This window comes from Cupriavidus sp. FW306-1B-F12B, from assembly GCF_058781795.1.
Window position 1 is genome coordinate 207,945 of record NZ_JBYSXC010000010.1, and the last position, 23,808, is coordinate 231,752.

Annotated in this window: 23 protein-coding genes; 14 read left to right on the forward strand and 9 right to left on the reverse strand. The window is 68.3% G+C overall.

Annotation, left to right across the window (positions count from 1 at the left end):
* The first annotated feature begins 51 nt into the window (after positions 1 to 51).
* Positions 52 to 771 (forward strand): hypothetical protein, encoded by a 720-nt coding sequence (locus AC3WLE_RS18570; protein ID WP_492321047.1) that lies wholly within the window; start codon positions 52 to 54, stop codon positions 769 to 771.
* 92 nt (positions 772 to 863) lie between these two features.
* Here AC3WLE_RS18570 and AC3WLE_RS18575 read toward each other — a convergent pair whose 3' ends face one another.
* From AC3WLE_RS18575 to AC3WLE_RS18585, 3 genes are all read right to left on the reverse strand, one after another.
* Entirely contained in the window at positions 864 to 2,603 is a 1,740-nt protein-coding gene (locus tag AC3WLE_RS18575; RefSeq protein WP_492357303.1) for a long-chain fatty acid--CoA ligase, read from the reverse strand.
* 65 nt (positions 2,604 to 2,668) lie between these two features.
* Positions 2,669 to 3,067 carry a Zn-ribbon domain-containing OB-fold protein gene (locus AC3WLE_RS18580; RefSeq protein ID WP_492357304.1) on the reverse strand — a complete coding sequence of 133 codons (399 nt, stop codon included), beginning with the start codon at positions 3,065 to 3,067 and terminating at the stop codon, positions 2,669 to 2,671.
* Positions 3,068 to 3,084: 17 nt separating this feature from the next.
* On the reverse strand, positions 3,085 to 4,251 hold the full coding sequence (locus tag AC3WLE_RS18585) for a thiolase family protein (protein ID WP_492357305.1): 1,167 nt from the start codon (positions 4,249 to 4,251) through the stop codon (positions 3,085 to 3,087).
* Here AC3WLE_RS18585 and AC3WLE_RS18590 point away from each other — a divergent pair.
* From AC3WLE_RS18590 to AC3WLE_RS18635, 10 genes are all read left to right on the forward strand, one after another.
* Positions 4,241 to 4,714 (forward strand): hypothetical protein, encoded by a 474-nt coding sequence (locus tag AC3WLE_RS18590; protein ID WP_492363587.1) that lies wholly within the window; start codon positions 4,241 to 4,243, stop codon positions 4,712 to 4,714. The genes AC3WLE_RS18585 and AC3WLE_RS18590 overlap by 11 nt on opposite strands.
* 85 nt (positions 4,715 to 4,799) lie before the next feature.
* On the forward strand, positions 4,800 to 5,591 hold the full coding sequence (locus tag AC3WLE_RS18595) for a GntR family transcriptional regulator (RefSeq protein ID WP_492357307.1): 792 nt from the start codon (positions 4,800 to 4,802) through the stop codon (positions 5,589 to 5,591).
* A 346-nt stretch (positions 5,592 to 5,937) separates the two neighbouring features.
* Complete coding sequence (locus tag AC3WLE_RS18600; protein ID WP_492320458.1) at positions 5,938 to 6,696, forward strand: IclR family transcriptional regulator; 759 nt, start codon at positions 5,938 to 5,940, stop codon at positions 6,694 to 6,696.
* Between the two features lie 192 nt (positions 6,697 to 6,888).
* A complete protein-coding gene (locus AC3WLE_RS18605) occupies positions 6,889 to 8,514 on the forward strand; it encodes an ABC transporter substrate-binding protein (protein ID WP_492357308.1) in 1,626 nt (541 codons plus the stop codon).
* 33 nt (positions 8,515 to 8,547) lie between these two features.
* Positions 8,548 to 9,519, forward strand: a complete 972-nt coding sequence (locus tag AC3WLE_RS18610; RefSeq protein WP_492320460.1) for an ABC transporter permease — start codon at positions 8,548 to 8,550, stop codon at positions 9,517 to 9,519.
* A gap of 51 nt (positions 9,520 to 9,570) precedes the next feature.
* Positions 9,571 to 10,527: an ABC transporter permease gene (locus AC3WLE_RS18615; RefSeq protein ID WP_492351689.1), complete on the forward strand. Its 957-nt coding sequence runs from the start codon at positions 9,571 to 9,573 to the stop codon at positions 10,525 to 10,527.
* A gap of 10 nt (positions 10,528 to 10,537) precedes the next feature.
* Positions 10,538 to 11,500: an ABC transporter ATP-binding protein gene (locus tag AC3WLE_RS18620; protein ID WP_492320462.1), complete on the forward strand. Its 963-nt coding sequence runs from the start codon at positions 10,538 to 10,540 to the stop codon at positions 11,498 to 11,500.
* Complete coding sequence (locus tag AC3WLE_RS18625) at positions 11,497 to 12,456, forward strand: ABC transporter ATP-binding protein (protein WP_492320463.1); 960 nt, start codon at positions 11,497 to 11,499, stop codon at positions 12,454 to 12,456. The genes AC3WLE_RS18620 and AC3WLE_RS18625 overlap by 4 nt, the downstream gene beginning before the upstream one ends.
* A gap of 165 nt (positions 12,457 to 12,621) precedes the next feature.
* Positions 12,622 to 13,659, forward strand: a complete 1,038-nt coding sequence (locus AC3WLE_RS18630) for a porin (protein ID WP_492320464.1) — start codon at positions 12,622 to 12,624, stop codon at positions 13,657 to 13,659.
* Positions 13,660 to 13,661: 2 nt separating this feature from the next.
* Complete coding sequence (locus tag AC3WLE_RS18635; protein WP_492320465.1) at positions 13,662 to 14,510, forward strand: N-formylglutamate amidohydrolase; 849 nt, start codon at positions 13,662 to 13,664, stop codon at positions 14,508 to 14,510.
* Between the two features lie 13 nt (positions 14,511 to 14,523).
* On the opposite strand, the gene AC3WLE_RS18640 is transcribed toward AC3WLE_RS18635, so the two are convergent.
* Genes AC3WLE_RS18640 through wrbA form a run of 3 tightly spaced genes read right to left on the reverse strand, consistent with a single transcriptional unit; the run spans position 14,524 to position 16,968 of the window.
* Positions 14,524 to 15,942: an FAD-binding oxidoreductase gene (locus AC3WLE_RS18640; protein WP_492320466.1), complete on the reverse strand. Its 1,419-nt coding sequence runs from the start codon at positions 15,940 to 15,942 to the stop codon at positions 14,524 to 14,526.
* Positions 15,943 to 15,961: 19 nt separating this feature from the next.
* A complete protein-coding gene (locus AC3WLE_RS18645) occupies positions 15,962 to 16,369 on the reverse strand; it encodes a DUF2069 domain-containing protein (RefSeq protein ID WP_035817523.1) in 408 nt (135 codons plus the stop codon).
* Positions 16,366 to 16,968, reverse strand: a complete 603-nt coding sequence (gene wrbA, locus AC3WLE_RS18650; protein WP_340529997.1) for an NAD(P)H:quinone oxidoreductase — start codon at positions 16,966 to 16,968, stop codon at positions 16,366 to 16,368. The genes AC3WLE_RS18645 and wrbA overlap by 4 nt, the downstream gene beginning before the upstream one ends.
* Before the next feature lie 166 nt (positions 16,969 to 17,134).
* Here wrbA and AC3WLE_RS18655 point away from each other — a divergent pair, with 166 nt between their 5' ends.
* Positions 17,135 to 18,481, forward strand: a complete 1,347-nt coding sequence (locus AC3WLE_RS18655; RefSeq protein WP_492320467.1) for a YihY family inner membrane protein — start codon at positions 17,135 to 17,137, stop codon at positions 18,479 to 18,481.
* Between the two features lie 29 nt (positions 18,482 to 18,510).
* Here the strand turns inward: AC3WLE_RS18655 and AC3WLE_RS18660 are convergent, their stop codons facing one another.
* The 3 genes from AC3WLE_RS18660 to AC3WLE_RS18670 all read right to left on the reverse strand — a co-directional run bounded on the left by AC3WLE_RS18660 (position 18,511) and on the right by AC3WLE_RS18670 (position 21,065).
* Positions 18,511 to 18,828, reverse strand: coding sequence for an Mpo1-like protein (locus tag AC3WLE_RS18660; protein WP_492320468.1), 318 nt, complete (start codon positions 18,826 to 18,828; stop codon positions 18,511 to 18,513).
* Positions 18,829 to 18,930: 102 nt separating this feature from the next.
* Positions 18,931 to 19,755 carry an alpha/beta fold hydrolase gene (locus tag AC3WLE_RS18665; RefSeq protein WP_492320469.1) on the reverse strand — a complete coding sequence of 275 codons (825 nt, stop codon included), beginning with the start codon at positions 19,753 to 19,755 and terminating at the stop codon, positions 18,931 to 18,933.
* Positions 19,755 to 21,065: an O-acetylhomoserine aminocarboxypropyltransferase gene (locus AC3WLE_RS18670; protein ID WP_013956298.1), complete on the reverse strand. Its 1,311-nt coding sequence runs from the start codon at positions 21,063 to 21,065 to the stop codon at positions 19,755 to 19,757. The genes AC3WLE_RS18665 and AC3WLE_RS18670 overlap by 1 nt, the downstream gene beginning before the upstream one ends.
* A 239-nt stretch (positions 21,066 to 21,304) precedes the next feature.
* On the opposite strand from AC3WLE_RS18670, the gene AC3WLE_RS18675 reads away from it, so the two are divergent.
* Both AC3WLE_RS18675 and AC3WLE_RS18680 read left to right on the forward strand, forming a co-directional pair.
* Positions 21,305 to 21,751, forward strand: coding sequence for a CBS domain-containing protein (locus AC3WLE_RS18675; protein WP_013956299.1), 447 nt, complete (start codon positions 21,305 to 21,307; stop codon positions 21,749 to 21,751).
* A 150-nt stretch (positions 21,752 to 21,901) separates the two neighbouring features.
* On the forward strand, positions 21,902 to 23,800 hold the full coding sequence (locus AC3WLE_RS18680) for an MFS transporter (protein ID WP_492320470.1): 1,899 nt from the start codon (positions 21,902 to 21,904) through the stop codon (positions 23,798 to 23,800).
* The last annotated feature ends 8 nt before the right edge of the window (positions 23,801 to 23,808 follow it).

The following is a 23,808-nucleotide window of genomic DNA, read 5'->3' on the forward strand; positions in this document are numbered from 1 at the left end:
ACCATGCGGCCGCCAGTGCGGGCCGGAAGACGAAGTGAGCCGGAGCCAGAAGTGAGCAATACCCAGCGCGCAATTGCAGCGCCAACGCGGACACGGCAGGCCGCACGCCTGTTGCCGGTCCTGAGCGAGCTCAGGCAGGAGGTGCGCTCGCTGAGCCGGCGTGCGCATCGTCTCGCGCTCGCGCAGGCCGACGGTGATGACGACGCCTGCCGCCATCGGCTGGCGCAGTTGTTCGAGCGCTGGATCGAAGACGGCTCGCCGCGCGCGCAGGTGGTCTGCTTTGCCTCGGCCGCCGAGTTCGGCCTGCCGCTGCACCGGCATGCCGAGCGCTGCCGCGCCGCGGCGATGTGCGACGGCTCCGATGCGGTGCGCGCGTTGTACTGGGCGGCGCTGCACCGCACGCGCAGCCGCGTCGGCATGACCGCGCGGATGGAAGATGCGCAGGCCGCAGTGCTGCCCGTGGTGGCGCCGCCACCGGCTGCCGCGCAGCTGCGGGTGCTGCCCGCCGCATCGGTGCGGCCGCCGTGCCGCCGCTGCGAGCGCCTGCGCCTGGATGCGCGCTGTGCCAACGGCCACGGTGCCTTGCGTCCGCTGGGCGACATGCAGTGGCGCAGCCTGGCCGCCGGCGTGCAATGCCAGACGCGCGAGCACCAGTGCGATACCTGCAGCACGCGCTGGACCCAGCACCGCAGCGCGGCGGATCCCTTTACCGCCTGGACCATCAGCCGGCGCGGCAACGCCATGTCGGCAAGGGATGCATTGACAGCCTGAAAGCGATGCGACGGCCATGCTGCAGTGGCCGGCAAGAACAGAACAGCGCGCCGGACCTTGCGGACCGGCGCGCCGTTTTACTTGCGGCTGTGCTAGGCCTTATGGTTCGGCAGCGGAGCGCCCTGCATCTCCTGCTCCTGCAGTTCGCGCCATGCGATCTTGCCGGTGGCGGAGCGCGGCAGGCGCTCGACAAACTGCACGATGCGCGGCGCCTTGTAGGTCGCCATGCTGGTGCGGCACCACGCCAGCAACTCTTCCTCGGAAACGCCGGCGCCGTCACGCCGCACGATCACGGCCTTCACGGTCTCGCCCCGGTGCGGATCGCGCGCGGCGATCACACAGGCTTCCAGGATGGCAGGGTGGGTATGCAGGATCGCTTCCACCTCGGCCGGCCACACCTTGTAGCCCGAGGCGTTGACCATGCGCTTGAGGCGGTCGCGCATGACGAAGTAGCCGTCGGCATCGACGCTGGCAAGGTCGCCGGTACGGAAGAAGCGCTTGCCGTCGATCGTGATAAAGCTCTCGGCATTGGCGGCGGGCTGGTTCCAGTAGCCCAGCATCACCTGCGCGCCGTGCACCACGATCTCGCCGACTTCGCCGCGCGGCACTTCGGCCAGCGTGGCGGGATCGATGACGCGCGCGTCGACGCCGTAGGTCGGCACGCCCAGGTGCCCGGAGCGCGGCGCGGCGAGCGGGTTGGCGATGATGAACGAGGCGGTCTCCGTCAGGCCGTAGCCTTCGACGAACTGCAGTCCGTAGCGCTCCTTCATCACCCGCGCGGTGCTGTCGGGCACCGCCGCGCCGCCCCCGACCACGCAGGCCAGGCTGCCCAGGTCAAATGATTCGACATCCGGCTGCGCGAAGAACTCCACCAGCATCGGCGGCGGCGCCGCCCAGAACGTGACGCGATGGCGCGCTACCAGCTGCGCCGCGGTGCGCCGGTCCCAGCGCGGCAGCAGCACGATGGTGCCGCCCATGTAGACCGGCGCGTTGACGCCGTTCTGCAGCCCGAGCAGGTGGAACATCGGCGCCACCGCCAGGAAGGTCGATTCGGCGTGCGAGCGCCGCCACAGCTGCGAGCCCGCCACCGACACCATCACCGTGCGGTGGGTGTGCATGCAGGCCTTGGGCGCCCCGGTGGTGCCCGAGGTATAGGGCAGCATGCACAGGTCGTCCACGCCTGCGGCGCGCGGCGATGGCGTGATGCCGGCGGCCATGGCCTGCTGCCAGTGGACGGCGCCGGCCGGCAACGCCGCGCCCGACGAGCGCTGCTGCACCCAGTCCGGAATCGCGAGGCTGTCGTCGGGCTGCGCGGGCAGGGCATCGCCATAGTGATGCACGATCACGTGGCGCAGCGGCGTGGTGCCGACCAGCGGCGCCACCTGGCCGACCAGTTCGGTTGCGGCAAACGCGGCCACCGCGCCGCTGTCGGTGACGATATGGCGCAGCTCGTCTTCCAGCAGCATGGCGTTGGCCGGCACCACCACGGCATCGGCGCGCAGGATCGCGTGGTAGGCCACGATGAACTGCGGGCTGTTCTGGCTGAGCAGCACCACGCGGTCGCCTCGGCGCACGCCGCATGCCTGCTGCAGGTAGCCGGCCATGCGCTCCACCTGCGCCAGCAGTTCGGCATAGGTGGTGGCGCCGTGGTAGAACTGGACCGCGACCTTGTCGGGGAAGCGCCGGGCCGAGATCTCAAGGTTCTCCGCCAGGGTGGTGTGCGGCATATGGAAGACGCGCGGCACGTCGCCGAGCGCCACTGCGGCATCCACCGCAAGCGGGTCCGTGGGGGCGGCGGCGACGCCTGCATCGGGCAGATAGTTGTGGGTCATGGTTGTCTTTACTGTCATGTTGCAGTTGCCGTCAGAGCGCGGTATCGCCCATCCAGCAGCCGGCCTCAGGCCAGCCTGAACGTCGGTACCGGTGCGCCGCCATCGCTGGGCGAGAACTTCACCTGTACCTTCTGTCCGATCCGCACCGTGTCGAGGTCGCAGTCGACAATATGGGTCATCATGGTCACGCCTTCGTCCAGCTTCACGTAGGCGATGCAGAACGGATTGGGGCCGGCGCGGCGCGTCACGCTGACGCTGTAGATGGTGCCGCGGCCGCTGGCTGGCTTCCATGAGGTGGTGCCCATGCAGAACGGGCACAGCACGCGCGGATACCAGTGAGGCTTGCCGCAGTCGTCGCAGACCTTGACCAGCAATTGCCCTTCGCGCGCGGCCTGCCAGAAGGGAAGGTTGTCGGGCTGCTCGTCCGGTGCCTTGTAGGCAAAGGGGGTATGTGGGGTCGTCATGTCATTGCTCCCGCGCATTATTCACGTTCAAGGATCAGGGTGGCGCTGCCGTGGCGCGAGCCCAGGTAGCCGCCGGTGCCTTGTGCCAGCGCCAGGTCGCAGTTGGCGACCTGCACCGCCGGGTGGGCTTCGCCGCGCAGCTGGCGCACGGCTTCGATGACCTTGGTGATGCCGCCGCGGTTGGCCGGGTGGTTGTTGCACAGGCCGCCGCCGTCGGTGTTGAAGGGCAGCTTTCCGACGCCCGAGATCAGGTTGCCGTCGGCGACGAACCTGCCGCCTTCGCCTTTCTTGCAGAAGCCCAGGTCTTCCAGCTGCATCAGCACGGTGATGGTGAAGCTGTCGTAGATCGACGCGTACTTGATGTCGGCCGGCGTGACGCCCGCCTCGGAAAATGCCGTCGCGCCCGAGAAGCGCGCGCCGGACCAGCTCAGGTCGACTTCGCCACCGAGCTGGCCCTTGATGTATTCGCCGGCGCCGCGGATCCTCACCTTGGGCCGTTTCAGCGTGGCGGCGATTTCCGGGCGCGCCACGATCAGTGCACCGCCGCCGTCCGATACCACGCAGCAGTCGAGCTTGTGCAGCGGATCGGAAATCATCGGCGAGTTCAGCACGTCTTCGACCGTGACCACGTCGCGCAGCATGGCATGGGGGTTGTGCTGCGCGTGGTGCGACGCGGCCACCTTGACCCAGGCGAGCTGCTCGGCAGTGGTACCGTACTCGTGCATATGGCGCATGGCCGCCATCGCGTACAGGTTGACTGTGACCGGGCTGAAGGGGCTCTCGAACGGCGCGTCGGGCAGGTTGGCGCCCCAGTTGCGCGCCTGCGTGCCGCTGGAGCCTTCCGAGCGCGGGCGCCCCGCCAGCGTGATCAGGGCCACGTTGCACTTGCCGGCCGCGATGGCCTGTGCCGCATGCGAGACATGGACCAGGTAGGCGGAGCCGCCGGTGTCGGTGGAGTCGACATGGCGCACCTTGAGGCCGAGATAGTCGACCATGTTGACCGCCCCCAGCCCCGGCGCGTCGCCGGCGCAGAAGTAGCCGTCCACGTCGGCCAGCGTCAGGCCAGCGTCCTGCAGCGCGCCCTTGGCGCTTTCAGCGTGCAGCTGCGCCACCGACTTGTCCGGTGCCTTGCGGGTCGGGTGCTCATAGGCCCCGACGATATAGGCCTTGCCCTTGATGCTCATCTTTTCTCCTCTGGTGCGTCAAATGGTGCTACGCATGGATATTGCAGGCGGTTTCCGGTCCGAACGGCACCCTGCCGCCGAGGCACTGTGCGATCTCTTCCTTGGTGCGCACCCTGCTGAAAGACTCGATGGCGTCGATCACCTGCTGCGCATTGCGCACGCGCCCGGCCGTTCGTCGGCCAGTTTTTGCACGTTGCGCTCCTTTGGTCGATCCCTGCGACGTCCGGCATCCGACTTTATGTACGTACATAGTAAGAGATCAGTGCGGTTCGGTGGCAAGTCAAGGCGCCGGCCCACCCGTATCGGGTGGGTGAATTTCCGCCAAGATTTCCTGGATATCCCGATCATTGACATAGTTTGGTCCGCCATCCACTATGTACGGACATTGTCACGGCGGGAGACGAGGTCTTGCGCCAGCATGACGGTGCCGGCCGAAGCGGACCGGCGCTTCTTCGAGGCCTGAGCGGCGCGGCTCCGGGTGCCGCTGCCGCTTGTCTTAGAATGCGCGGACCCATTTTTCATGCATCGGCCCGGGACATCTCATTGCCATGCGCAACCAACTGAACGACAAGCGTGCGGAAGCACCGGCGGCGCCGGGTGCGACCGCCTCGACCCGCTATGCCGAGCTGGCCAGCACCCTGGTCCGGGATATCATCGAGGGCCGCCGCGTGGTCGGCAGCCTGCTGCCGACCGAGCATGAGCTGGCCGGGCAGCATGGGGTCAGCCGCCATACGGTGCGCGCGGCGCTCAAGCTGCTGCAGGACTGGGGCTATATCTCGCGCAAGAAGGCGGTGGGGACCATCGTCGAGAGCGCCAGTCCCGACGCCTCGTACACTCAGTCGTTCGGCACCGCCGAAGATCTGGTGCGGGTGGCAGCCACCGAGATCCGCAGCATCGAGGCGGTGCACAGCGTCACGCTGGACCGCGCCGAGGCCCGCCTGCTGGAGGCGCCGATCGGCAGCGAATGGCTGCGTTTTTCCGGCACGCGGGTCGATGCACGCAAGGGCAGCACGCCGGTTGCGCACGCCGACATCTACATCGACGCCTCGCTGGCGCACCTGGCCGATACCATCCGCAACAACCCCAAGCTGCTGGTCAGCGCGCTGATCGAACGCGATTGCGGCGTGGCCATCGCCGAGATCCGGCAGGTCATCCACGGCGTGCTGATCGATGGGCGGCTGGCAAGGGCGTTGGGCGCCGAGCCGGGTTCGCCCGGCCTGCGGCTGATCCGCCATTACAAGGACGCGCAGGGCAGGATCCTGGAGATCACCGACACGATCTATCCGGCGGACCGGGTGACCGTGGCGTTCCAGCTCAAGCGCAGCCGGGTGCAGGTCTAGGCCGCGTTGCGGGACGCTGGTGATTGCCTCGGGCGCGCGGCCTCATGCGCGCCAGAATGCGGCATTGCCTGGCAGAACTCCACCGTCTGGCGGTCAGAGTACAGCGCCCGGCTGCATGCCGAGCGCTTGCAGCGCGCGGGTACTGCCGATCAAAAGCCGGGGCTTGCGTCCGAAATTCCCAGTTGGGGGATTCGCAGGTGATGCGCTCATCGCCGGAGGCTGCCGGATTCATCTTCCTTCGCGGCGCTCCTGAATCGCCTGTCCGTGTGACGCAGTGCATACCGCATGCTTGCGGCGACCGCTACAATCCGCGATGGGACATTTATGAACATGGCAAGAAGGATCGATGACTTACATCGTTGAAGCGGTGGACGAAGCGCTGGGTTTGCTGATGCTGGTGGCCGAGCATCCGTCGCTGGGCGTGACCGAGCTGGCCAGGCGCGCCGGACTGACCAAGGCGCGCGCCTTCCGCCTGCTGACCACGCTGGAGCACCGCGGCCTGATCGCGCGCGAGTCGCCGGCGGCGGTCTACAAGCTCAGCTACAACGCGCTGCTGGTGGGCAATGCCGCGCGCGAGCAGTTCGACCTGGTCAAGCTGGTGGCGCCGCGGCTGGCGGCGATCGGCGCGGCCTGCGGCGAGAACGTGATCGTGCGCGTGCGCGACGGGCTGGAGTCGGTGTGTGTGGCGCGGCATGAGTCGACCCAATCGGTGCGCGTGCATACCGAGATCGGCAACCGCCGGCCGCTGCATGTGGGGGCCTCCGGCAAGCTGCTGCTTGCCTTCGCCGCGCCCGAGGTGCTGGACGCCGTGCTGGCGCACCAGCTGGAACGTTTCACCGCCAAGACCATCATCGAGCCGCAGTCCCTGCGCGACGAGCTTGCGGCGATCCGCGCCGCCGGCTATGCCGTATCGCTCGGCGAGCGCGATGCCGATGCTGTCTCTGCCGCCGCGCCGCTGCGCGACCACAGCGGCGCGGCAGTGGCGTCGCTGAGCATCGCCAGCCCGGCCAGCCGGACCACGCAGGAGGCGCTGGACCGGCATGTGGCGATGGTGGTGGCGGAGGCCGCCGCGCTGTCACGCGCGCTCGGCCATACCGGCGGCTGAATCCGGCTGGGCGCGGGGCAAGACCGCGCAAATCCCCGATATCTCAAAAGCGGCGCTTCGGCGCCGCTTTTTCTTTGCCCGCGCGAATCACAGGGGGTAAACCCTGCTTATCGACAGTGGCCTCGATGTCTTATTCTTCGATACGCGGTATCACTGAATGAAACAATGTTTCGACAAACAAACCAGATCCCCATGTCTCAGCTTGCTGTCCACCTGGCGTCACGTATTGCGGCTGCCCTGGCCACCCTCGCGCTGCTCGCGGCCGGCCACGCCGCGCATGCCGCCGACCTGCGCATCGGCTACAAGGCCGAGATCAGCGCCGCCGATCCCCATGTGCTGGACGCCGCCGGCCGCAACCTGTGGGGCCACGTGTACGAGACCCTGGTCGGACTGGACAATGCGCTGCGCCCGGTGCCCCAGCTGGCCACGGCATGGCGCCAGCTGGACGATCGCAACTGGGAATTCCAGCTGCGCCCGGACGTGCGCTTCAGCAATGGTGAGCCGTTCACTGCCGAGGACGCACGCTATTCGATCGAGCGCGCCATGAAGCTGCCCGGCGCGCGTACCTTCCGCACCTACCTGAAGTCCGTCGCGGCGGTGGAGGTGACGGGGCCGCTGACGCTGCGCGTGCGCACGCGCTCGCCCAACCCGGTGCTGCCGCAGAACATCGGCATGGTGGCGATGCTGCCGCGCTCGCTGGGCAAGGCCGTGCGCGAGGCCGACTTTGCCCATGGCAGTGCCAGCATCGGCACCGGCCCTTACCGGCTGGTGGCCTGGGAGCACGGCCAGCAGCTGACGCTGGCGCGCAATCCGGGCTACTGGGGCGCACCGCAGCCTTGGCAGCGGGTGGTGTTCCAGTTCATCCCGAAGGAGCCGGCGCGGGCCTCGGCGCTGCTGTCGGGGCAGGTGGATGTGATCGACGCCTCGTCGGCCAGCATCGCCGAAGCCTTTGCGCGCACCAACGGCCGTATCCGCACCGTATCGGCGACCTCGTACATGCTGAATTACCTGCAGCTGGACCAGGCGCGCGCGGTGTCGCCTTATGTGCAGGACAACGCGGGCCAGCCGCTGGCGGCCAATCCGTTGCGCGATGCCCGGGTGCGCCAGGCCATCAGCCTGGCCATCGACCGCGACCTGATCGCGGCGCGCGTGACCAGGGGCGATTCCGTGCCGGCCGGGCAGATGGTGCCGCAGGGCTTCTTCGGCTTTGCCCCGGCGGTGCCGGCGCCGCGTGCCGATGCCGCGCGGGTGCGCCGCCTGCTGGCCGAGGCCGGCTATCCCGAGGGCTTCCGCCTGACGCTGCATTGCCCCAACGACCGCTACCTGAACGACGCCAAGACCTGCGAGGCGGTGGGGCAGATGCTGACCCGCGCCGGCATCCGCACCGAGGTGCGCACGCTGCCGTATTCGGTCTACATCACCCGCGCCACCTCGGGCGGCGAGGGCGGCAAGCCTGAGTTCAGCGCCTTCCTGCTGGGCATCGGCGCGGTCAGCGGCGATTCACTGGAGCCGCTGGTGGCGGTGGCGCATGCGCAGGACAAGGCCGCCGGGCTGGGCGCCAACAACCGCAGCGGCTATGCCAACGCGGCAGTGGATGCGCTGATCGAGGAATCGATGCATACCATGGCGCCGGCGCCGCGCGACCAGGTGCAGCAGCGCGCGGCCGAGCAGCTGGCCGCCGACGCGGGCATCGTGCCGCTGCATCACCTGCGCGCCGCGTGGGCCTATCGCGACGGGCTCGCGGTGCAGCCGCGCAGCGACGGTTTCACCTATGCCAGCAATATCCGCCCGGCGCCGCCCGCCGCCCCGCAACGCTGACCCGCGCCACGGACTCTCCCGCCCTTAACCATCATGTTCGAAACCCTTCTCAAACGGCTGCTGCAGAGCCTTGCGGTGCTGTGGATCATGTCGGTGCTGACCTTCTGCGCGGTCAACCTGATCGGCGACCCGGTGCACCTGCTGGTCAGCCCCACCGCCACCGAGCAGGAAATCACCGAGGCGCGCCACGCGCTCGGCCTGGACCTGCCCATGCCGCAGCAATACCTGCGCTTCCTGCAGGGCGCCCTGCACGGCGACCTGGGCGATTCCTTCATCTACAACCGGCCGGCGATCGAGCTGATCGTCAGCCGCGTGCCGGCCACGCTGGAACTGGCCGTGACGGCGCTGCTGCTGTCGCTGGGCATCGGCATCCCGATGGGCGTGTTTGCGGGCCTCAAGCCGCATAGCCGGCTGGCGCGGATGCTGATGGCGTGCTCGCTCGGCGGCGTGATCATGCCGACCTTCTGGATCGGCATGATCGGCATCCTGGTGTTCTCGGTGAACCTGGGCTGGCTGCCTTCGGGCGGGCGCGGGCCGGTCAGCACGGTGCTGGGCGTGCCGCTGTCGGTGACCAGTTGGGAAGGCATGCGCTTTCTGCTGCTGCCGGCGCTGACGCTGTCGCTGTTCAAGATCTCGCTGGTCGCGCGCCTCACCGAGGCCGGCACGCGCGAAGTGGCCGGCCAGGAGTACATCAAGTTTGCCCGCGCCAAGGGCGTGGGCGGCGCGCGGCTGGTGCTGCGCCACGTGGTGCCCAATGTGCTGATCCCGATCGTCACCGTGGTCGGCCTGGAGTTCGGCCACCTGATCGCGTTCTCGGTGGTGACCGAGTCGGTGTTCTCCTGGCCCGGCATGGGCAAGCTGATCATCGATTCGGTGCTGGCGCTGGACCGCCCGGTGGTGGTGGCCTACCTGCTGGTCACGCTGGTGCTGTTCGTGGTGCTGAACCTGGTGGTCGACCTGCTCTACGTGGTGCTGGACCCGCGCCTGCGGCACAAGCCGGCCTAGACCCCGCCTCCGCTGCCGCTTTTCTCCCTCCAAAATAACGAGACTGAACCGATGTCCCTGCCTGTATCTGAAGCCGACACCGCCGTGCCCGCGCTTGCGCCGGCCGCGGCGGAACCGGCGCCTGCCGCCGCACCGCCTGCGGCACGGCCCTCGCTGCTGCGGCGCTTTTGCGCCAAGCGCGTCTCTGCCGCCGCGCTGGCATTGCTGGTGGCGCTGCTGCTGGTGGCCGCGCTGGCCCACGTGATCAGCCCGCAGAATCCCTATGACCTCGCCACGGTTTCGGTGATCGATTCCGAACTGCCGCCGGGCAGCATCGGCTACGAAGGCCAGCCGCACTACTGGCTGGGCACCGACGGCGCCGGGCGCGACCTGCTCAGCGCCATCTTCTATGGCATCCGCATCAGCGTGGGCGTGGGCGTGATCAGCGCGATGGTGGCGCTGATGGTGGGTAGCGCCGTGGGCCTGGCCGCGGCGTACTTCGGCGGGGTGGCGGATGCCGCCATCATGCGCGTGGTCGACCTGCAGCTGAGCCTGCCCGCGGTGCTGGTGGCGCTGATCCTGCTGGCGGTGCTGGGGCAGGGCGTGGACAAGACCCTGCTGGCGCTGGTGATCGTGCAGTGGGCCTACTTTGCCCGCACCGTGCGCGGCGCGGCGCAGGTGGAGCGGCGCAAGGAATATGTCGAGGCCGCGCTTGGCCAGGGGCTGCCGGCGCTGCGCGTGATGTTCCGCCATATCCTGCCCAACTGCATGGCGCCGCTGGTGGTGACCGGCACGCTGCAGATCGCGCATGCGATCACGCTGGAGGCCACCATGAGCTTCCTCGGCATCGGGCTGCCGCGCACGCAGCCGTCGCTGGGCATGCTGATCGCCAATGGCTTCGAATACATGCTGTCGAACAAGTACTGGATCAGCATCTTCCCGGGCGTGGCCCTGGTGCTGCTGATCGGCTCGATCAACCTGGTGGGCGACCGCCTGCGCCGCGTGCTCAATCCGCGGCTGGAAGGGTAAGGAGCCCGGCATGGCACTACTGGAAGTTACCGGCCTGAGCACCAGCTTCGCGTTCGCGCGCGGGGCGGTGAAGGCGGTGGATGGCGTGTCGTTCGCGCTGGAGCCGGGCGAAATTCTCGGCATCGTCGGCGAGTCCGGCTCGGGCAAGTCGGTGACGGCGTTTTCGCTGATGAACCTGCTGGACCCGCCCGGGCGCGTCACTGGCGGTTCGGTGCGCTTCAAGGGGCAGCAGCTGCTGGCGTGTTCGCCGCGCCAGTGGCAGGCGCTGCGCGGCGACCGCATCGCGATGGTGTTCCAGGACCCGATGATGTCGCTCAACCCGGTGATGCGCGTGGGCGACCAACTGGTCGAGACCGTGCTGGTGCATCACCGCCGCACCCGCGCGCAAGCGCACGCGCAGGCAGTCGACGCGCTCACGCGCGTGGGCATCCCGGCGCCGGAGGAGCGCATGCGCGCCTATCCGCATGAGCTGTCGGGAGGCATGCGCCAGCGCGTGGCAATCGCCAATGCGCTGATCAACCGCCCGGACCTGATCATTGCCGATGAGCCCACCACCGCGCTGGACGTCACCATCCAGGCGCAGATCCTCTACGAGATGAAGCAGCTGGTGCGCGAGACCGGTGCCGCCGCGATCTGGATCAGCCATGACCTGGCCGTGGTCAAGGACCTGGTCGACCGCGTCTGCGTGATGTACGCGGGCAGGGTGGTGGAGCAGGGCCCGGTCGCCGACCTGATCGAGCGGCCGCTGCATCCGTACACGCGCGGGCTGCTGGATTCGCTGCCCACGCCGGAGATGCGCGGCGCAACCCTGCGCGCGATTCCGGGCGCGGCACCGGCGCTGGCCGCGCTGCCACCGGGCTGCGCCTTTGCGCCGCGCTGCCAGCGCGCGCAGGACGCATGCCGCCAGGCGCCCGCCGAAACCACTGTGCGCGGCCGGACGCTGCGCTGCTTTTATCCCCTGGAGGTGGCATGACAGTCATGCTCGAAGCGCGCAACCTGCAGAAACGCTTCTCCATGAAGCCCGGCCTGCTGGGACGCATGGCCGGAAAGCCAGTGCAGGCGGTGCATGCCGTCAATGATGTCTCGCTGCAGGTGAAGAAGGGCGAGGTGCTGGGCGTTGTCGGCGAGTCCGGCTGCGGCAAGTCGACGCTGGGCCGCATGCTGGCGGGGCTGCTGCCGCAGACGGGCGGCGAGATTGCGTGGGAAGGCAAGCGCGCCGATATCGCGTCCGCCGGCTATCACCGCGCCGTGCAGATGGTGTTTCAGAACCCCTATGCCTCGCTCAACCCACGGCTGCGTATCGGCCAGGCCATTACCGAAGGCGCGGTCTATCACGGCATGGTCAAGCGTGCGCGCGCGGCGTCGTTCGCCGGCGATCTGCTGCAGCAGGTGGGGCTTGATCCCAGCTATGCCGAGCGCTTTCCGCATGAATTCTCCGGCGGCCAGCGCCAGCGCGTGGCCATTGCCCGCGCACTGGCGCTGCGCCCGCGCCTGCTGATCTGCGACGAGGCCGTGTCCGCGCTCGACGTCTCGGTGCAGGCGCAGATCATCAACCTGTTCATGCAGCTGCGGCGCGAGCACGAACTGACCTATGTCTTCATCAGCCACAACCTGGCGGTGGTGGAGCATATGTCGGACCGCGTGGTGATCATGTACCTGGGCCGCATCGTCGAGAGCGGCGCTGCGCGCGACGTGTTCGCTGCGCCCAACCATCCCTATACCCGTGCCCTGCTGGCCGACGCGCCGCGCCTGGGCGCCAGCCCGCCCGCGCACCAGCCGATCCGCGGCGAACTGCCCAGCCCGCTGGCGCCGCCCACGGGCTGTGCCTTCCATCCGCGCTGCCCGCATGCGAGCGCGCGTTGCGCGGCCGAAGTGCCGGTGCTGCGCGATATCGGTGGGCGGCTGTCCGCCTGCCACTTGAATGACTAGATAGCCGCCGCCCGGCCGGCCCACGCTCCCCCTGTGCATCGATGCCATCCCGCCGCGCGCGCGGCGGGCGGGGAGCGTGCGCGCTGCGCGGACAGACAACGCGGCAGTTGGGATCACCCGAGGGGGAATTGTGCGTTGGCACACAACAAGAGAGGGAGCAGAAGCATGAAGGGTATCCAGACCAAGAGCGCGCTCGCACGCGCCTGCATCGGCGGCGCGCTGGCGCTGCTGTCGGCGGCGGCCGACGCATCGGTGACGCTGTATGGCCGCCTCGACACCGATATCGAATACCAGAAGGGGCCGGACGGCCGCGCCACGCAGATGGTCGACAACGCCTCGCGCTGGGGCATGCGCGGCAGCGAAGACCTGGGCGGGGGCTTGCGCGCCGCGTTCGGGCTGGAGCAGGGCTTTGCCGCCGACAGCGGTACGGCCACCAACCCGCAGTTTCGCAATGCCTTTGTCGGACTGCAGGGAGGCTTCGGAGCGATCGCGATGGGGCGGCTGGATTCTGCCACCATCGTCGGATCGCCGATCTATTCGCAGGTGACGCAGAACATCGACTTCGTCATCCATGATGCGGGCGCCACCGCCATCGGCACCAAGGTGCTGAACGCGCGCAACCGTGTGTCGAACGCGCTGGGCTATATGACGCCGGAGTTCGGCGGCTTTTCAGTGCGGGCGCGCGTGAACCTGGCGGGACCCGATCCGGCCACGCCCAACGCCAGGTCGCCGGTGCAGGCCGAGGATGACTTCCGCCAGTACGACCTTGGCCTCAACTACGCTGCCGGCAACTTTGCCGCGGGCGTGGGCTATTCGCGCGATGCCAAGACCGGCGGGCTGGTGGCCAATGATTTCCGCGACAAGGTGCAGGCCGCGGCGTCGTACGACTTTACCGTGGTCAATATCTACGGCATCTATGGGCGCGACCGCTACGCGGGCACTGCCGCCACTCGCACCGACGTGCCTTACTGGCTGGTCGGCTTCACCGTGCCCTATGGCGCCCACAAGCTCACCGTGAACTACATGGAGCGCGCGGTACAGCGCGACCCGCAAGGCCGGCTCAAGAAGGTGCAGGCCGGCTATGGCTACAGCCTGAGCAAACGCACCATGCCCTATGTCTTCTTCGATCGCGAGGATCCCAACTCGCACAAGCCCGGTGACACCGTGACCACGGTCGGCATCGGCATTCAGCACAAATTCTGATAATGGCCCTTCCTTATTCGCTGACTGAACCGGCCGGCGCGGCGCTGCCGCTGGTGGTGGACTCCCCGCACAGCGGGCTGGTGCATGCCGAGACCCTGCCGCTGGCGGCGCCCGCCGAAGCCCTGCTGACGGGCTGGGACGCCTATGTCGACCAGTTGTTCGCGCATGCGCCGATGGTGGGCGGCACGCTGCTGTGCGCGGGCTTTCCGCGCTGGATGGTGGATGTCAACCGCGCCCGCGACGACATCGATCCGGCGCTGATCGACGGCGCCATGCCCTATGCGGTGCAGCCCAGCGACAAGTCCGGGCGCGGCATGGGCGTGCTGCGCCGGCTGGCGCTGCCGGGCGTGCCGGTGTACGCCGCGCGGCTGTCGCCGGACATGGCGGAATACCTGCTGAAGACCTACTACGATCCCTACCACGCAGCACTGTCCGGCCTGCTGGCGCAGCATCATGCGCGCTCGGGCGCGGTGTGGCATATCGACTGCCATTCGATGAAATCGCGCGGCAATGCGATGAACGTGGACAATGGCGCGGAGCGGCCTGACTTTGTGATCAGCAACGGCGACGGCGCCACCTGCTCGCCGGTGTTTATAGAGCTGGTGGCGCAGTGCCTGCGCGGCTACGGCTACCGGGTGGGCATCAACTGGCCATACAAGGGCGCGGAGCTGATCCGCGCCTATGCCGACCCGGCGCGCGGCTGCCACAGCCTGCAGATCGAAATCAACCGCGCGCTCTATATGGACGAGGCAAGGTTCGCGCAGCACGGCGGCTTCGCCGTGCTGCGCGGCCATCTCGACCAGTTGCTGGAGGCGGTGGCGGCATATATCCGCGAGGCACTGGTGCGATGATGGCGCGGCGCGCTCAGATCACCTTGCCCGGATTCATCAGCCCCTGCGGATCGAGTGCGCCCTTGATCGCGCGCATCATCGCCAGCTCGACCTCGCTCTTGTAAAGCCGGTTTTCCTCGCGCTTGAGCTGGCCCAGCCCGTGCTCGGCGGAAATCGATCCGTTATGCGAGCGCACGCTGTCGTGCACGATGCGGTTGACCTGGTCCTGGTGCGCCAGGAATTCTTCGTGGTCGACGCCTTCCGGCGGCGACACGTTGTAGTGCAGGTTGCCGTCGCCGAGGTGGCCGAAGGTCACCATGCGCGCACCGGGGAAGGCGTTCTGCAGCAGCGCGTCGGTGGTCTCGATAAAGTCCGCCACGCGCGACACCGGCACGGCGATATCGTGCTTGATGTTCTTGCCGTCTTCCACCTGCGCCAGCGGGATATGCTCGCGCAGGTTCCAGAAATCGCGCGACTGCTGCACCGATTCCGCCACCACCGCGTCGGCGACCACGCCGGCATCGAAGGCGGCCGACATCATGGTTTCGAAGATGCCGCGCGCATGGGCTTCGCTTTCGCTGTCGGACAGTTCCAGCAGCACCAGCTGCGGGTGGATGTCTGCGAACGGATAGCGCAGCTGCGGGAAGTGCCGCGTCACCAGCGTCATGCTGAGCGCGGACATCAGCTCGAACCCGGTCAGCATGGCGCCCGCATGCGACTGTGCGATGGCCAGCAGCGCCAGCGCGGCACGCGGGCTCTGCACCGCGGCCAGCGCGGTGACCGAGGCGCGCGGCAGCGGGAACAGCTTCATCACCGCCGCGGTGATGATGCCGAGCGTGCCTTCGGCGCCGATAAAGAGGTCGCGCAGGTCGTAGCCGGTGTTGTCCTTGCGCAGCCCGCGCAGGCCGTGCCAGATCTCGCCCGACGGCGTCACCACTTCCAGGCCCAGGCACAGCTCACGCGTATTGCCGTAGCGCAGCACCGCGGTGCCGCCGGCATTGGTCGACAGGTTGCCGCCGATGGTGCAGCTGCCTTCGGCCGCCAGGCTCAGCGGAAACAGCCGGCCGTGCTCGCGCGCCACCTCCTGCAGGTGCTGCAGCACCACGCCGGCCTCGACCGTGATGGTGTTGTTGAGCGGATCGACCTGGCGGATGCGGTGCAGCCGCTGCAGCGAGACCACCACCTGCTCCTGCCCGGCCACCGGCGTGGCGCCGCCGCACAGGCCCGTGTTGCCGCCTTGCGGCACCACGGCGATCTTGTGCGCATGGCAGGCATGGACCACCTCCGCGACCTCCTCGGTGGTGCCGGGGCGCAGCACCGCCAGCGCCTCGCCGCGATAGCGCTTGCGCCAGTCGGTCAGGTGGGGTGCCTTGTCGGCTGCATCGGTCAGCACGTGCTGCGCACCCAGCGCGGCGCGGCACAGTGCGAGGAAGGAGTCTTGAGGCGAGGTCATGGCGATGGCGGAGTGAGGGTCAGGACTTGGGCGCGGCTGGCTTGCCCGCCGCCCGGGCGCGGCGCTTGTAGGGGCGCAGGTACAGGATGGTGCTGGTGAAGAACACCAGCGTCAGCGCCACCTCCACCCACGCCAGCGTGGACGAGGGCGCGCGGTCGCTGGTGGCGCGCACGATGCCCTCGGTGAAGAACAGCAGGATCAGCATCGACGACCACTGCATGGTGTAGCGGTTGCGCGTGAGCACGCCGCGCAGCGGCAGCAGCAGCGGCAGGAACTTGATGATCAGCCACGACCCGCCAGGGCGCAGCGGCGCCAGGAACCATTCCCAGGCAATGCACAGCACCATCAGCGCCAGCAGGCTGCCCACGCTGAACCGGTACAGCCAGGGACTGTGCAGCGCCTGGTCGCTCTCGGGGATGGGGCTCATGCCGCGCCTCCCGCCAGGCGCAGCGCGGTCTGCGCCAGCCGCCGGCCCATGGCGATGGCCAGTCCCGATTCGTCTTCCGTGACCGGGCCGCGGTTGTCGCCGTGGGCATGGTGGCTGGGGCCGTAGGGTGTGCCGCCCGAGGCCGTGGTCATCAGGCCCTTCTCCGAATACGGCAGGCCCAGGATCAGCATGCCGTGGTGCAGCAGCGGCAGCATCATCGACAGCAGCGTGGTTTCCTGCCCGCCGTGCAGGCTGCCGGTGGCGGTGAAGACGCAGGCCGGCTTGCCGGTCAGCGCACCCGACAGCCACTGCGCCACGGTGCCGTCCAGGAAGTACTTCATTGGCGCGGCCATGTTGCCGAAGCGGGTGGGGCTGCCCAGGGCCAGGCCGGCGCATTCCTCCAGGTCGCGCAGCTCGGCATAGGGCGGGCCGTCGGCCGGGATATCGGACGCGGTGGCCTCGCACACGGTGGAAACCGGCGGCACCGTGCGCAGCCGGGCCTGGGCGCCGGGGACGCTGTCGATACCGTTGGCAATCAGTTCGGCTAGTTTGCGGGTGCTGCCGTGGCGGCTGTAATACAGGACGAGGATGTCGGTCATGGAGCGGGATGGCCGGCGGTGGCGGGGTGGTGTTGCGCGAAAGGTGCCGGAAGCAATGCGCGTATTATAGATGCGCCCCCCGCGCCATCTCCCATCGGCTTCGCGCCCCCGGTGCCGCGGGCCGCCTGTTTATCCGTCAGAACCAGATCCAGGAGGTTGTTTGCGCATGATTGGACCTCGCGTTGCCCGCCTGCGCCGGGAATGGAACCTGCAGAAGGTACGCGCCCTGGCGCGCTATGCGCTGCGCCGCGCCGGCGAAGACCGGCTGCCGCAGGTCTCGGCCAGCCTGACCTTCACCACCGTGCTGGCGGTGGTGCCGGTGCTGACGGTGGCGTTCGCGCTGCTGGCCGCGTTCCCGGTGTTCCGCGACTTCCGCAACGCCATCGAGGCGTTCCTGTTCCAGAACCTGATCCCCGGCAACGTCAGTGAATCGATCCAGCGCTACCTCGGCATGTTCGCCAAGAGCGCGCGCGGGCTGACCGCAATGGGCCTGGGCGGGCTGATGGTCACCTCGGTGCTGACCATGCTGACCGTGGAAGACGCGCTCAACGCGATCTGGCGCGTCAAGCAGCGCCGCCCGCTGGCGCAGCGGGTGCTGGTGTTCTGGGCGGTGCTGACCTTCGGGCCGGTGCTGATCGGCGCGAGCCTGTCGATCAGCTCCTACCTGATCTCGGTCTCGGCGGGCTATGTCGGCACCATGCCGGTGGGGCTGGGGCTGCTGGTGGGCGCGACGCCGGTGCTGCTGTCGGCGCTGGCCTTCGCCTTCCTGTACACGGCGGTGCCCAATGCCTATGTCGAATGGCGCGATGCCATCGTGGCTGGCCTGGTGGCGGCGGTCGCGTTCGAGTTCGCCAAGCGCGGCTTCGGCTATTTCATCACCGAGATCCCGGCCTACACCGCGGTCTACGGCACCTTCGCCGCGTTGCCGCTGTTCCTGCTGTGGATCTACCTGAGCTGGCTGGTGACGCTGCTGGGTGCGACCATTGCCGCCAACCTGCCGGTGATCCGGCAGGGCTACTGGCGCCGCCGCACCTTTGCCGGCAGCGAGTTCTTCGATGCGCTGGGCGTGCTGCTGCTGCTCTACCGCGCGCGCGACGAGGTGCCGCGCAGCGTTGGCGAACTGGACTTGGGCCGCAAGCTGCGGGTCGAGGCCGATTACCTGTCGGACCTGCTGGGCAAGCTCAAGGCCATGCATCTGGTCGGGCGCTTGCAGCAGGAGCGTGGTCAGGCCCATTGGGCACTGCTGTGCAATCCGTCACAGGTGACGTTGCGCACGCTGCATGACCGGCTGGTGCTGAACCTGCCGCGGCTGCCGCGCACCGCGCTGGCGCAGCAGCTGCAAGGGGCGGATGCGCTCAAGTCGGTCCTGGACAATCCGCAGCTGGATCAGACGCTTGAGGCGGTGTTCCGGCAGCAGCCGGCCAATCTGCCGCCGACTGAAGGGGATGGGGGGAGCCACCCTCAGCGGCGCACGCTGGAAGTGGTGCCGCCGGGCTGGCATGGGCAGGTGTAAGGCCCGCCCCCCTGCGGCAGTGAGGTTGCTTAGAACGGAATCTTGCCGCGCCAGATATCGGCATACATCACCCAGTCTCCCATCAGGCTGTAGAGCGGATGCCGGAACGTAGCGGGCCGGTTCTTCTCGAAACCAAAGTGCCCGACCCAGGCAAAGGCATAACCTGCCAGCACAGCGGCCAGCAGCCACCATGCATTGCCGGTGACCACCAGCGCCACCAGGCACAGCAGCGCTACCGTCGACCCGGCAAAATGCAGGCGCCGGCAGGTACGGTTCTGGTGTTCGCTCAGGTAGTAGGGATAAAAGGCCGCGAAGTTCTCGAACTCGCGCGCGCGGGCGTGGGCCATGGCTGTCTCCGGCAGGTCTTGTTTTGTGCAGTGTAGACCTTCTGCACCGGGGTGTCGGGACGCTGGCCGCCGGCGTGGCCGGCCAGCCATCCGGGGCCAGGCTCAGCCGGCCGCGACCACCTTGCGCGCAAAGGCCGCGAGCGCGTCCAGCACTTCATCCGGGCGTTCGCCCATCAGCGCGTGGCCGCACGGCACCGTGACCAGGCTTGCCTTGGCCATCTTGCCGGCCAGCGCCTGGGCTGCCTTGGGCGACGTCATCATGTCCTTGGTGCCGGTGATGAAGAGCGCCGGGCAGGCCACTGCGGCGGCGGCCTCTTCGCCATGGGCGTAGGCATTGCAGGCCGAGAAGTCATTGTGGAACACATGGGCCTGCGGGTTGTTGCGCGACACGCGTTCCATCAGCCGCTGGCTGCCGCCGTGCATCCACGCGCCCGGCCCCGGCGAAGACGGCTTGTTGGCCAGGCTCGAATGCGACCAGGTGTTGACCATGGCGATGGCGTCGCCTTCGCGGTTGAGCGAGGCGTCCAGCAGCGCGTCCGAGACCTTCATCGGGTAGGCCGTCGCCAGCAGGCCGATGCCGCGCACCGCCTGCGCATGCCGCGCCGCACATTCGAGTGCGATCAGCGAACCCATGCTGTGGCCGAACACGAAGGCCGGCGCCTTCACGCCGGCGGCCGCCACCAGCGCCATGACCCAGTCGGCCATGGCCTCGACGGTGGCCAGCGGCGCGCCCTTGCTGCGGTTGTGGCCCGGCAGGTCCACCGCCAGCACCGAGAAGCCGTGGTTGGCAAACCAGCGCGTCTGCAGGGCCCACACGCTGTGGTCGTTCTGCGCGCCGTGGACGAACACGGCACAGGGCAGGGCGGGATCGAAGGGTTTGCCGCCGGTATAGGCGTAGGCCGGCTGGCCGGCAATGGTCAGTTCCATCAGGCTTGCCCTCCCTTGCCGCTCATCGCTTTCTCGGCCGCCTTCAGGCCGCGCTTGAGATCGTCGATCAGGTCATCCGGGTCTTCCAGCCCGATCGAGAGCCGGATCGTGCCCTCGGTGATGCCGGCCGACTGCAGCGCCGCCGCGTCCATGCGGAAGTGCGTGGTCGAGGCCGGGTGGATCACCAGGGAGCGCGCGTCGCCCACATTGGCCAGGTGCGAGAACAGCGACATGCTCTCGATGAAGCGCTGGCCGGCCACGCGGTTGCCCTTCAGGTTGAAGCTGAACACCGCGCCGCAGCCGCGCGGCAGCAGGCGCTTGGCCAGTTCGTAGTCGGGGTGCGATTCCAGTTCCGGGTAGGACACCGACTCCACCATCGGGTGCGAGACCAGGAACTGCACCACCTTGCGGGTGTTGTCGACATGGCGGCTCATGCGCAGCGGCAGCGTCTCAACGCCCTGCAGCAGCTGCCAGGCGGCCATCGGGTTCATGCAGGCGCCGAAGTCGCGCAGGCCCTCGCGGCGCGCGCGCAGCAGGAAGGGCGCCACCGTGCTTTCCTCGGTGAACACCATGTTGTGGAAGCCCTCGTACGGCTCGGACAGTTCCGGGAAGCGGCCCGAGGCCTCGAAGTCGAAGGTGCCGCCTTCCACCAGCACGCCGCCGATGGTGGTGCCATGGCCGCCCAGGAACTTGGTGGCCGAGTGGTAGAGCAGGCCGGCGCCGTGGTCGAACGGGCGCAGCAGGTAGGGCGTGGTGAAGGTGGAATCCACCAGCAGCGGGATGCCGTTGTCCTGGCCCAGTTGCGCCAGCGTCGGGATGTCCAGCACGTCCAGCCCCGGGTTGCCCAGGGTCTCGCCGAACAGCAGCCGGGTATTGGGCCGGATCGCGGCGCGCCAGGCGTCGATGTCGCGCGCCTTGACGAAGGTGGTCTCGATGCCGAAGCGGCGCAGCGTGTAGTGCAGCAGGTTGTGCGAGCCGCCGTACAGCGCCGACGAGGCCACCACGTGCGAGCCCGCGCCCATCAGCGTGGCCACCGCCAGGTGCAGCGCGGCCTGGCCCGAGGCCGTGGCGATGGCGCCGGCGCCGTTCTCCAGCGCGGCGATGCGCTCTTCCAGCACGGCCACGGTGGGGTTGGAAATACGGGAGTAGACGTGCCCCGCGCGCTCCATATTGAAGAGCGACGCGGCGTGCTCGCTGTCGCGGAACACGAAGGACGTGGTCAGGTGGATGGGGGTGGCGCGGGCCCCGGTTGCGGGGTCTGGCGCGGCGCCGGCGTGCAGTGCCAGCGTGTCGAATCGGGTTCCGGACATGATCGGTCGGCCTTGAGTTGTCTCCGGCCAGCATCGTAGCACCGTGCGCGCGCCGACGCCCGCAAACCGGCCTCCCGCTTTACTTTGACGGCGGGTTTGGGCTAGGATCGGCCAACGGGGCGCCGTGATGCAGCGCGCGCCCGCACACCCATAGACAGATAACAATGTGACCGGTATCGCCCCCTGTGCCCCCGGCCGGAGCGATGCCCTCAGTTTGAGCGCAGGCAGCGGAGACCAACATGAAAGTCAGCGACATCCTCCAGATCAAGGGCAATACGCTCTATACCGTGACGCCTGACACCTCCTTGCTGGTAGCCGTCCACACCATGGCCGAGCACGATATCGGCTCGCTGGTGGTGATGGAATACGGCGACCTGGTCGGCATGCTGACCTTCCGCGAGATCATCGAGACGCTGGCCCGCAACAATGGCAACGTCGGCAGCACCAGCATCCGCAAGGTGATGGACGATGCGCCGCTGACCTGCACCATGGAGACCGACGTCAACGAGGTCCGCCGCATGATGCTGGAGCGTCACACCCGCTACCTGCCGGTGCTCGACAACCGCACGCTGATGGGCGTGATCTCCTTCTACGACGTCGCCAAGGCCGTGGTCGAGGACCAGAGCTTCGAGAACAAGATGCTCAAGGCCTATATCCGCGACTGGCCGGAAGAGCGCGCCGAGTGATGGCGCCGGGCCGCCCGGCCTGAAGCTTCCTTCGGAAATACCCTCGATTGGCGCCACGCGGCCGTGGCAGGGTGGCGGCCGGGCGCCGGCTCCGGCAAACTTGCCGGCGTTCCCACTTCCGCGGCGGTCCGCTGACCGACCGGCCCATCCATGAGCCAACCCAGCCAGTTCCGACTGCTCGGCCTGCGCCGCTTCGCCCCGTTCTTCTGGACCCAGTTCCTCGGGGCGATGAACGACAACGTCTTCAAGGTCGCCTTCACCTCGCTGGTGACCTACCACACGGCGCTGTTCGAGGGCGTTGAGGCGCGCAGCGCGGCCTTCCTGATCTCGGCCATCTTTATCGCGCCGTTCGTGCTGTTCTCGGCCACCAGCGGGCAGATTGCCGACAAGCTGGAGAAGTCGCGCCTGATCCGGCTGGTCAAGTCGCTGGAGATCGCCATCATGGTGCTGGGCCTGGCCGGCTTTGCCTGGCACAGCGCGCCGCTGCTGTACGCCGGCACTTTCCTGATGGGGCTGCATTCCACGCTGTTCGGGCCGGTCAAGTTTGCCTACCTGCCGCAGCACCTGGATGAAAGCGAACTGGTCGGCGGCAACGGCATGGTGGAGATGGGCACCTTTGTCGCGATCCTGATCGGGACGCTGATCGGCGGCGAACTGGCCGGGCTGCAGCAGGGCGGAACCATCGTGGGGCCGATGTACGTGGGCGCGGTATGCGTGGTGATCGCCGTGGCGGGGCGGCTGGTGTCGGGCCGCATCCCGGTTTCGCCGGCGCCGCAGCCGGACCTGCGCATCAACTGGAACCCGTTCTCCGAGACCTGGCGCAACCTGGTGCTGGCGCGCGGCAACCGCACGGTATTCCTGAGCCTGCTCGGCATTTCGTGGCTGTGGTTCCTGGGCGCCACCTTCCTGACCTCGTTCTTCAGCTATGCCAAGGATGTGCTGGGCGGCGACCAGAACGTGGTGACGCTGCTGCTGGCGGTGTTCTCGCTGGGCATCGGCACCGGTTCACTGCTGTGCGAGCGCCTGTCCGGTCGCCATGTCGAGATCGGGCTGGTGCCGTTTGGCTCGATCGGCATGACGGTGTTCGCGGTCGACCTGTACTTTGCCAGCCAGGGGCAGGCACCCGTGGCGCTGAGCGGCATCGGCGGCTTCCTGGCCGAGCCGCGCCACTGGCGCGTGCTGGCGGACCTGTTCCTGCTGGCCATGTTCGGCGGCTTCTACAGCGTGCCGCTGTACGCGCTGATCCAGAGCCGCAGCGCGCCCACGCACCGCGCCCGCATCATCGCCGCCAACAACATCCTGAACAGCTTCTTCATGATTGCCGCTTCGCTGCTGGGCGTGGCGATGACGCAGGCGGGCTACAGCATCCCGCAGCTGTTCCTGGTGGTGGGGCTGCTCAATGCGGTGGTGGCGGTCTACATCTACTCGCTGGTGCCGGAATTCCTGCTGCGCTTTATCGCGTGGATCCTGGTCCATACCCTCTACCGGCTGCGCCGCGTCAATGCTGAGCGCATTCCCGCCGACGGCCCGGCCGTGCTGGTCTGCAACCACGTCAGCTTTGCCGACGCGGTGGTGCTGATGGCCTGCAGCCCACGTCCGGTGCGCTTCCTGATGGACCACAACATCTTCAGGGTGCCGCTGCTGTCGTGGTTCTTCCGCCAGGCCCGCGCGATCCCGATCGCGCCGGCGCACGAGAATCCGGACATGCTCAGGCGTGCCTATGACAGCGTGGCGCAGGCGCTGGGCGAGGGGGATCTGGTCTGCATCTTCCCCGAAGGCAAGATCACCGCCACCGGCGAGATCAACCCGTTCAAGCAGGGCGTGCAGCAGATCATCCGGCGCACGCCGGTGCCGGTGGTGCCGATGGCGCTGCGCGGGCTGTGGGGCAGCTTCTTCTCGCGCAAGGGGGCACCGGCGATGTCGCGGCCGTTCCGGCGCGGCATCCTGAACCGGCTGGAACTGGTGGTGGGCGAGCCCGTGCCGCCCGAGGCCGCCACCCCGGAAGGGCTGCAGCAGATGGTGCAGGCCCTGCGCGGCGACTGGCGCTAACTCCGTTG

Coding starts and splice junctions, on each gene's coding strand:
- AC3WLE_RS18580 (WP_492357304.1), bottom strand. CDS start 3,067: ATGACGACCCCACATACCCCCTTTGCCTACAAGGCACCGGACGAGCAG.
- AC3WLE_RS18640 (WP_492320466.1), bottom strand. CDS start 15,942: ATGACCTCGCCTCAAGACTCCTTCCTCGCACTGTGCCGCGCCGCGCTG.
- AC3WLE_RS18645 (WP_035817523.1), bottom strand. CDS start 16,369: ATGAGCCCCATCCCCGAGAGCGACCAGGCGCTGCACAGTCCCTGGCTG.
- AC3WLE_RS18675 (WP_013956299.1), top strand. CDS start 21,305: ATGAAAGTCAGCGACATCCTCCAGATCAAGGGCAATACGCTCTATACC.
- AC3WLE_RS18625 (WP_492320463.1), top strand. CDS start 11,497: ATGACAGTCATGCTCGAAGCGCGCAACCTGCAGAAACGCTTCTCCATG.
- wrbA (WP_340529997.1), bottom strand. CDS start 16,968: ATGACCGACATCCTCGTCCTGTATTACAGCCGCCACGGCAGCACCCGC.
- AC3WLE_RS18575 (WP_492357303.1), bottom strand. CDS start 2,603: ATGACCCACAACTATCTGCCCGATGCAGGCGTCGCCGCCGCCCCCACG.
- AC3WLE_RS18630 (WP_492320464.1), top strand. CDS start 12,622: ATGAAGGGTATCCAGACCAAGAGCGCGCTCGCACGCGCCTGCATCGGC.
- AC3WLE_RS18600 (WP_492320458.1), top strand. CDS start 5,938: ATGACTTACATCGTTGAAGCGGTGGACGAAGCGCTGGGTTTGCTGATG.
- AC3WLE_RS18660 (WP_492320468.1), bottom strand. CDS start 18,828: ATGGCCCACGCCCGCGCGCGCGAGTTCGAGAACTTCGCGGCCTTTTAT.
- AC3WLE_RS18585 (WP_492357305.1), bottom strand. CDS start 4,251: ATGAGCATCAAGGGCAAGGCCTATATCGTCGGGGCCTATGAGCACCCG.
- AC3WLE_RS18610 (WP_492320460.1), top strand. CDS start 8,548: ATGTTCGAAACCCTTCTCAAACGGCTGCTGCAGAGCCTTGCGGTGCTG.
- AC3WLE_RS18615 (WP_492351689.1), top strand. CDS start 9,571: ATGTCCCTGCCTGTATCTGAAGCCGACACCGCCGTGCCCGCGCTTGCG.
- AC3WLE_RS18680 (WP_492320470.1), top strand. CDS start 21,902: ATGAGCCAACCCAGCCAGTTCCGACTGCTCGGCCTGCGCCGCTTCGCC.
- AC3WLE_RS18605 (WP_492357308.1), top strand. CDS start 6,889: ATGTCTCAGCTTGCTGTCCACCTGGCGTCACGTATTGCGGCTGCCCTG.
- AC3WLE_RS18620 (WP_492320462.1), top strand. CDS start 10,538: ATGGCACTACTGGAAGTTACCGGCCTGAGCACCAGCTTCGCGTTCGCG.
- AC3WLE_RS18595 (WP_492357307.1), top strand. CDS start 4,800: ATGCGCAACCAACTGAACGACAAGCGTGCGGAAGCACCGGCGGCGCCG.
- AC3WLE_RS18635 (WP_492320465.1), top strand. CDS start 13,662: ATGGCCCTTCCTTATTCGCTGACTGAACCGGCCGGCGCGGCGCTGCCG.
- AC3WLE_RS18670 (WP_013956298.1), bottom strand. CDS start 21,065: ATGTCCGGAACCCGATTCGACACGCTGGCACTGCACGCCGGCGCCGCG.
- AC3WLE_RS18665 (WP_492320469.1), bottom strand. CDS start 19,755: ATGGAACTGACCATTGCCGGCCAGCCGGCCTACGCCTATACCGGCGGC.
- AC3WLE_RS18655 (WP_492320467.1), top strand. CDS start 17,135: ATGATTGGACCTCGCGTTGCCCGCCTGCGCCGGGAATGGAACCTGCAG.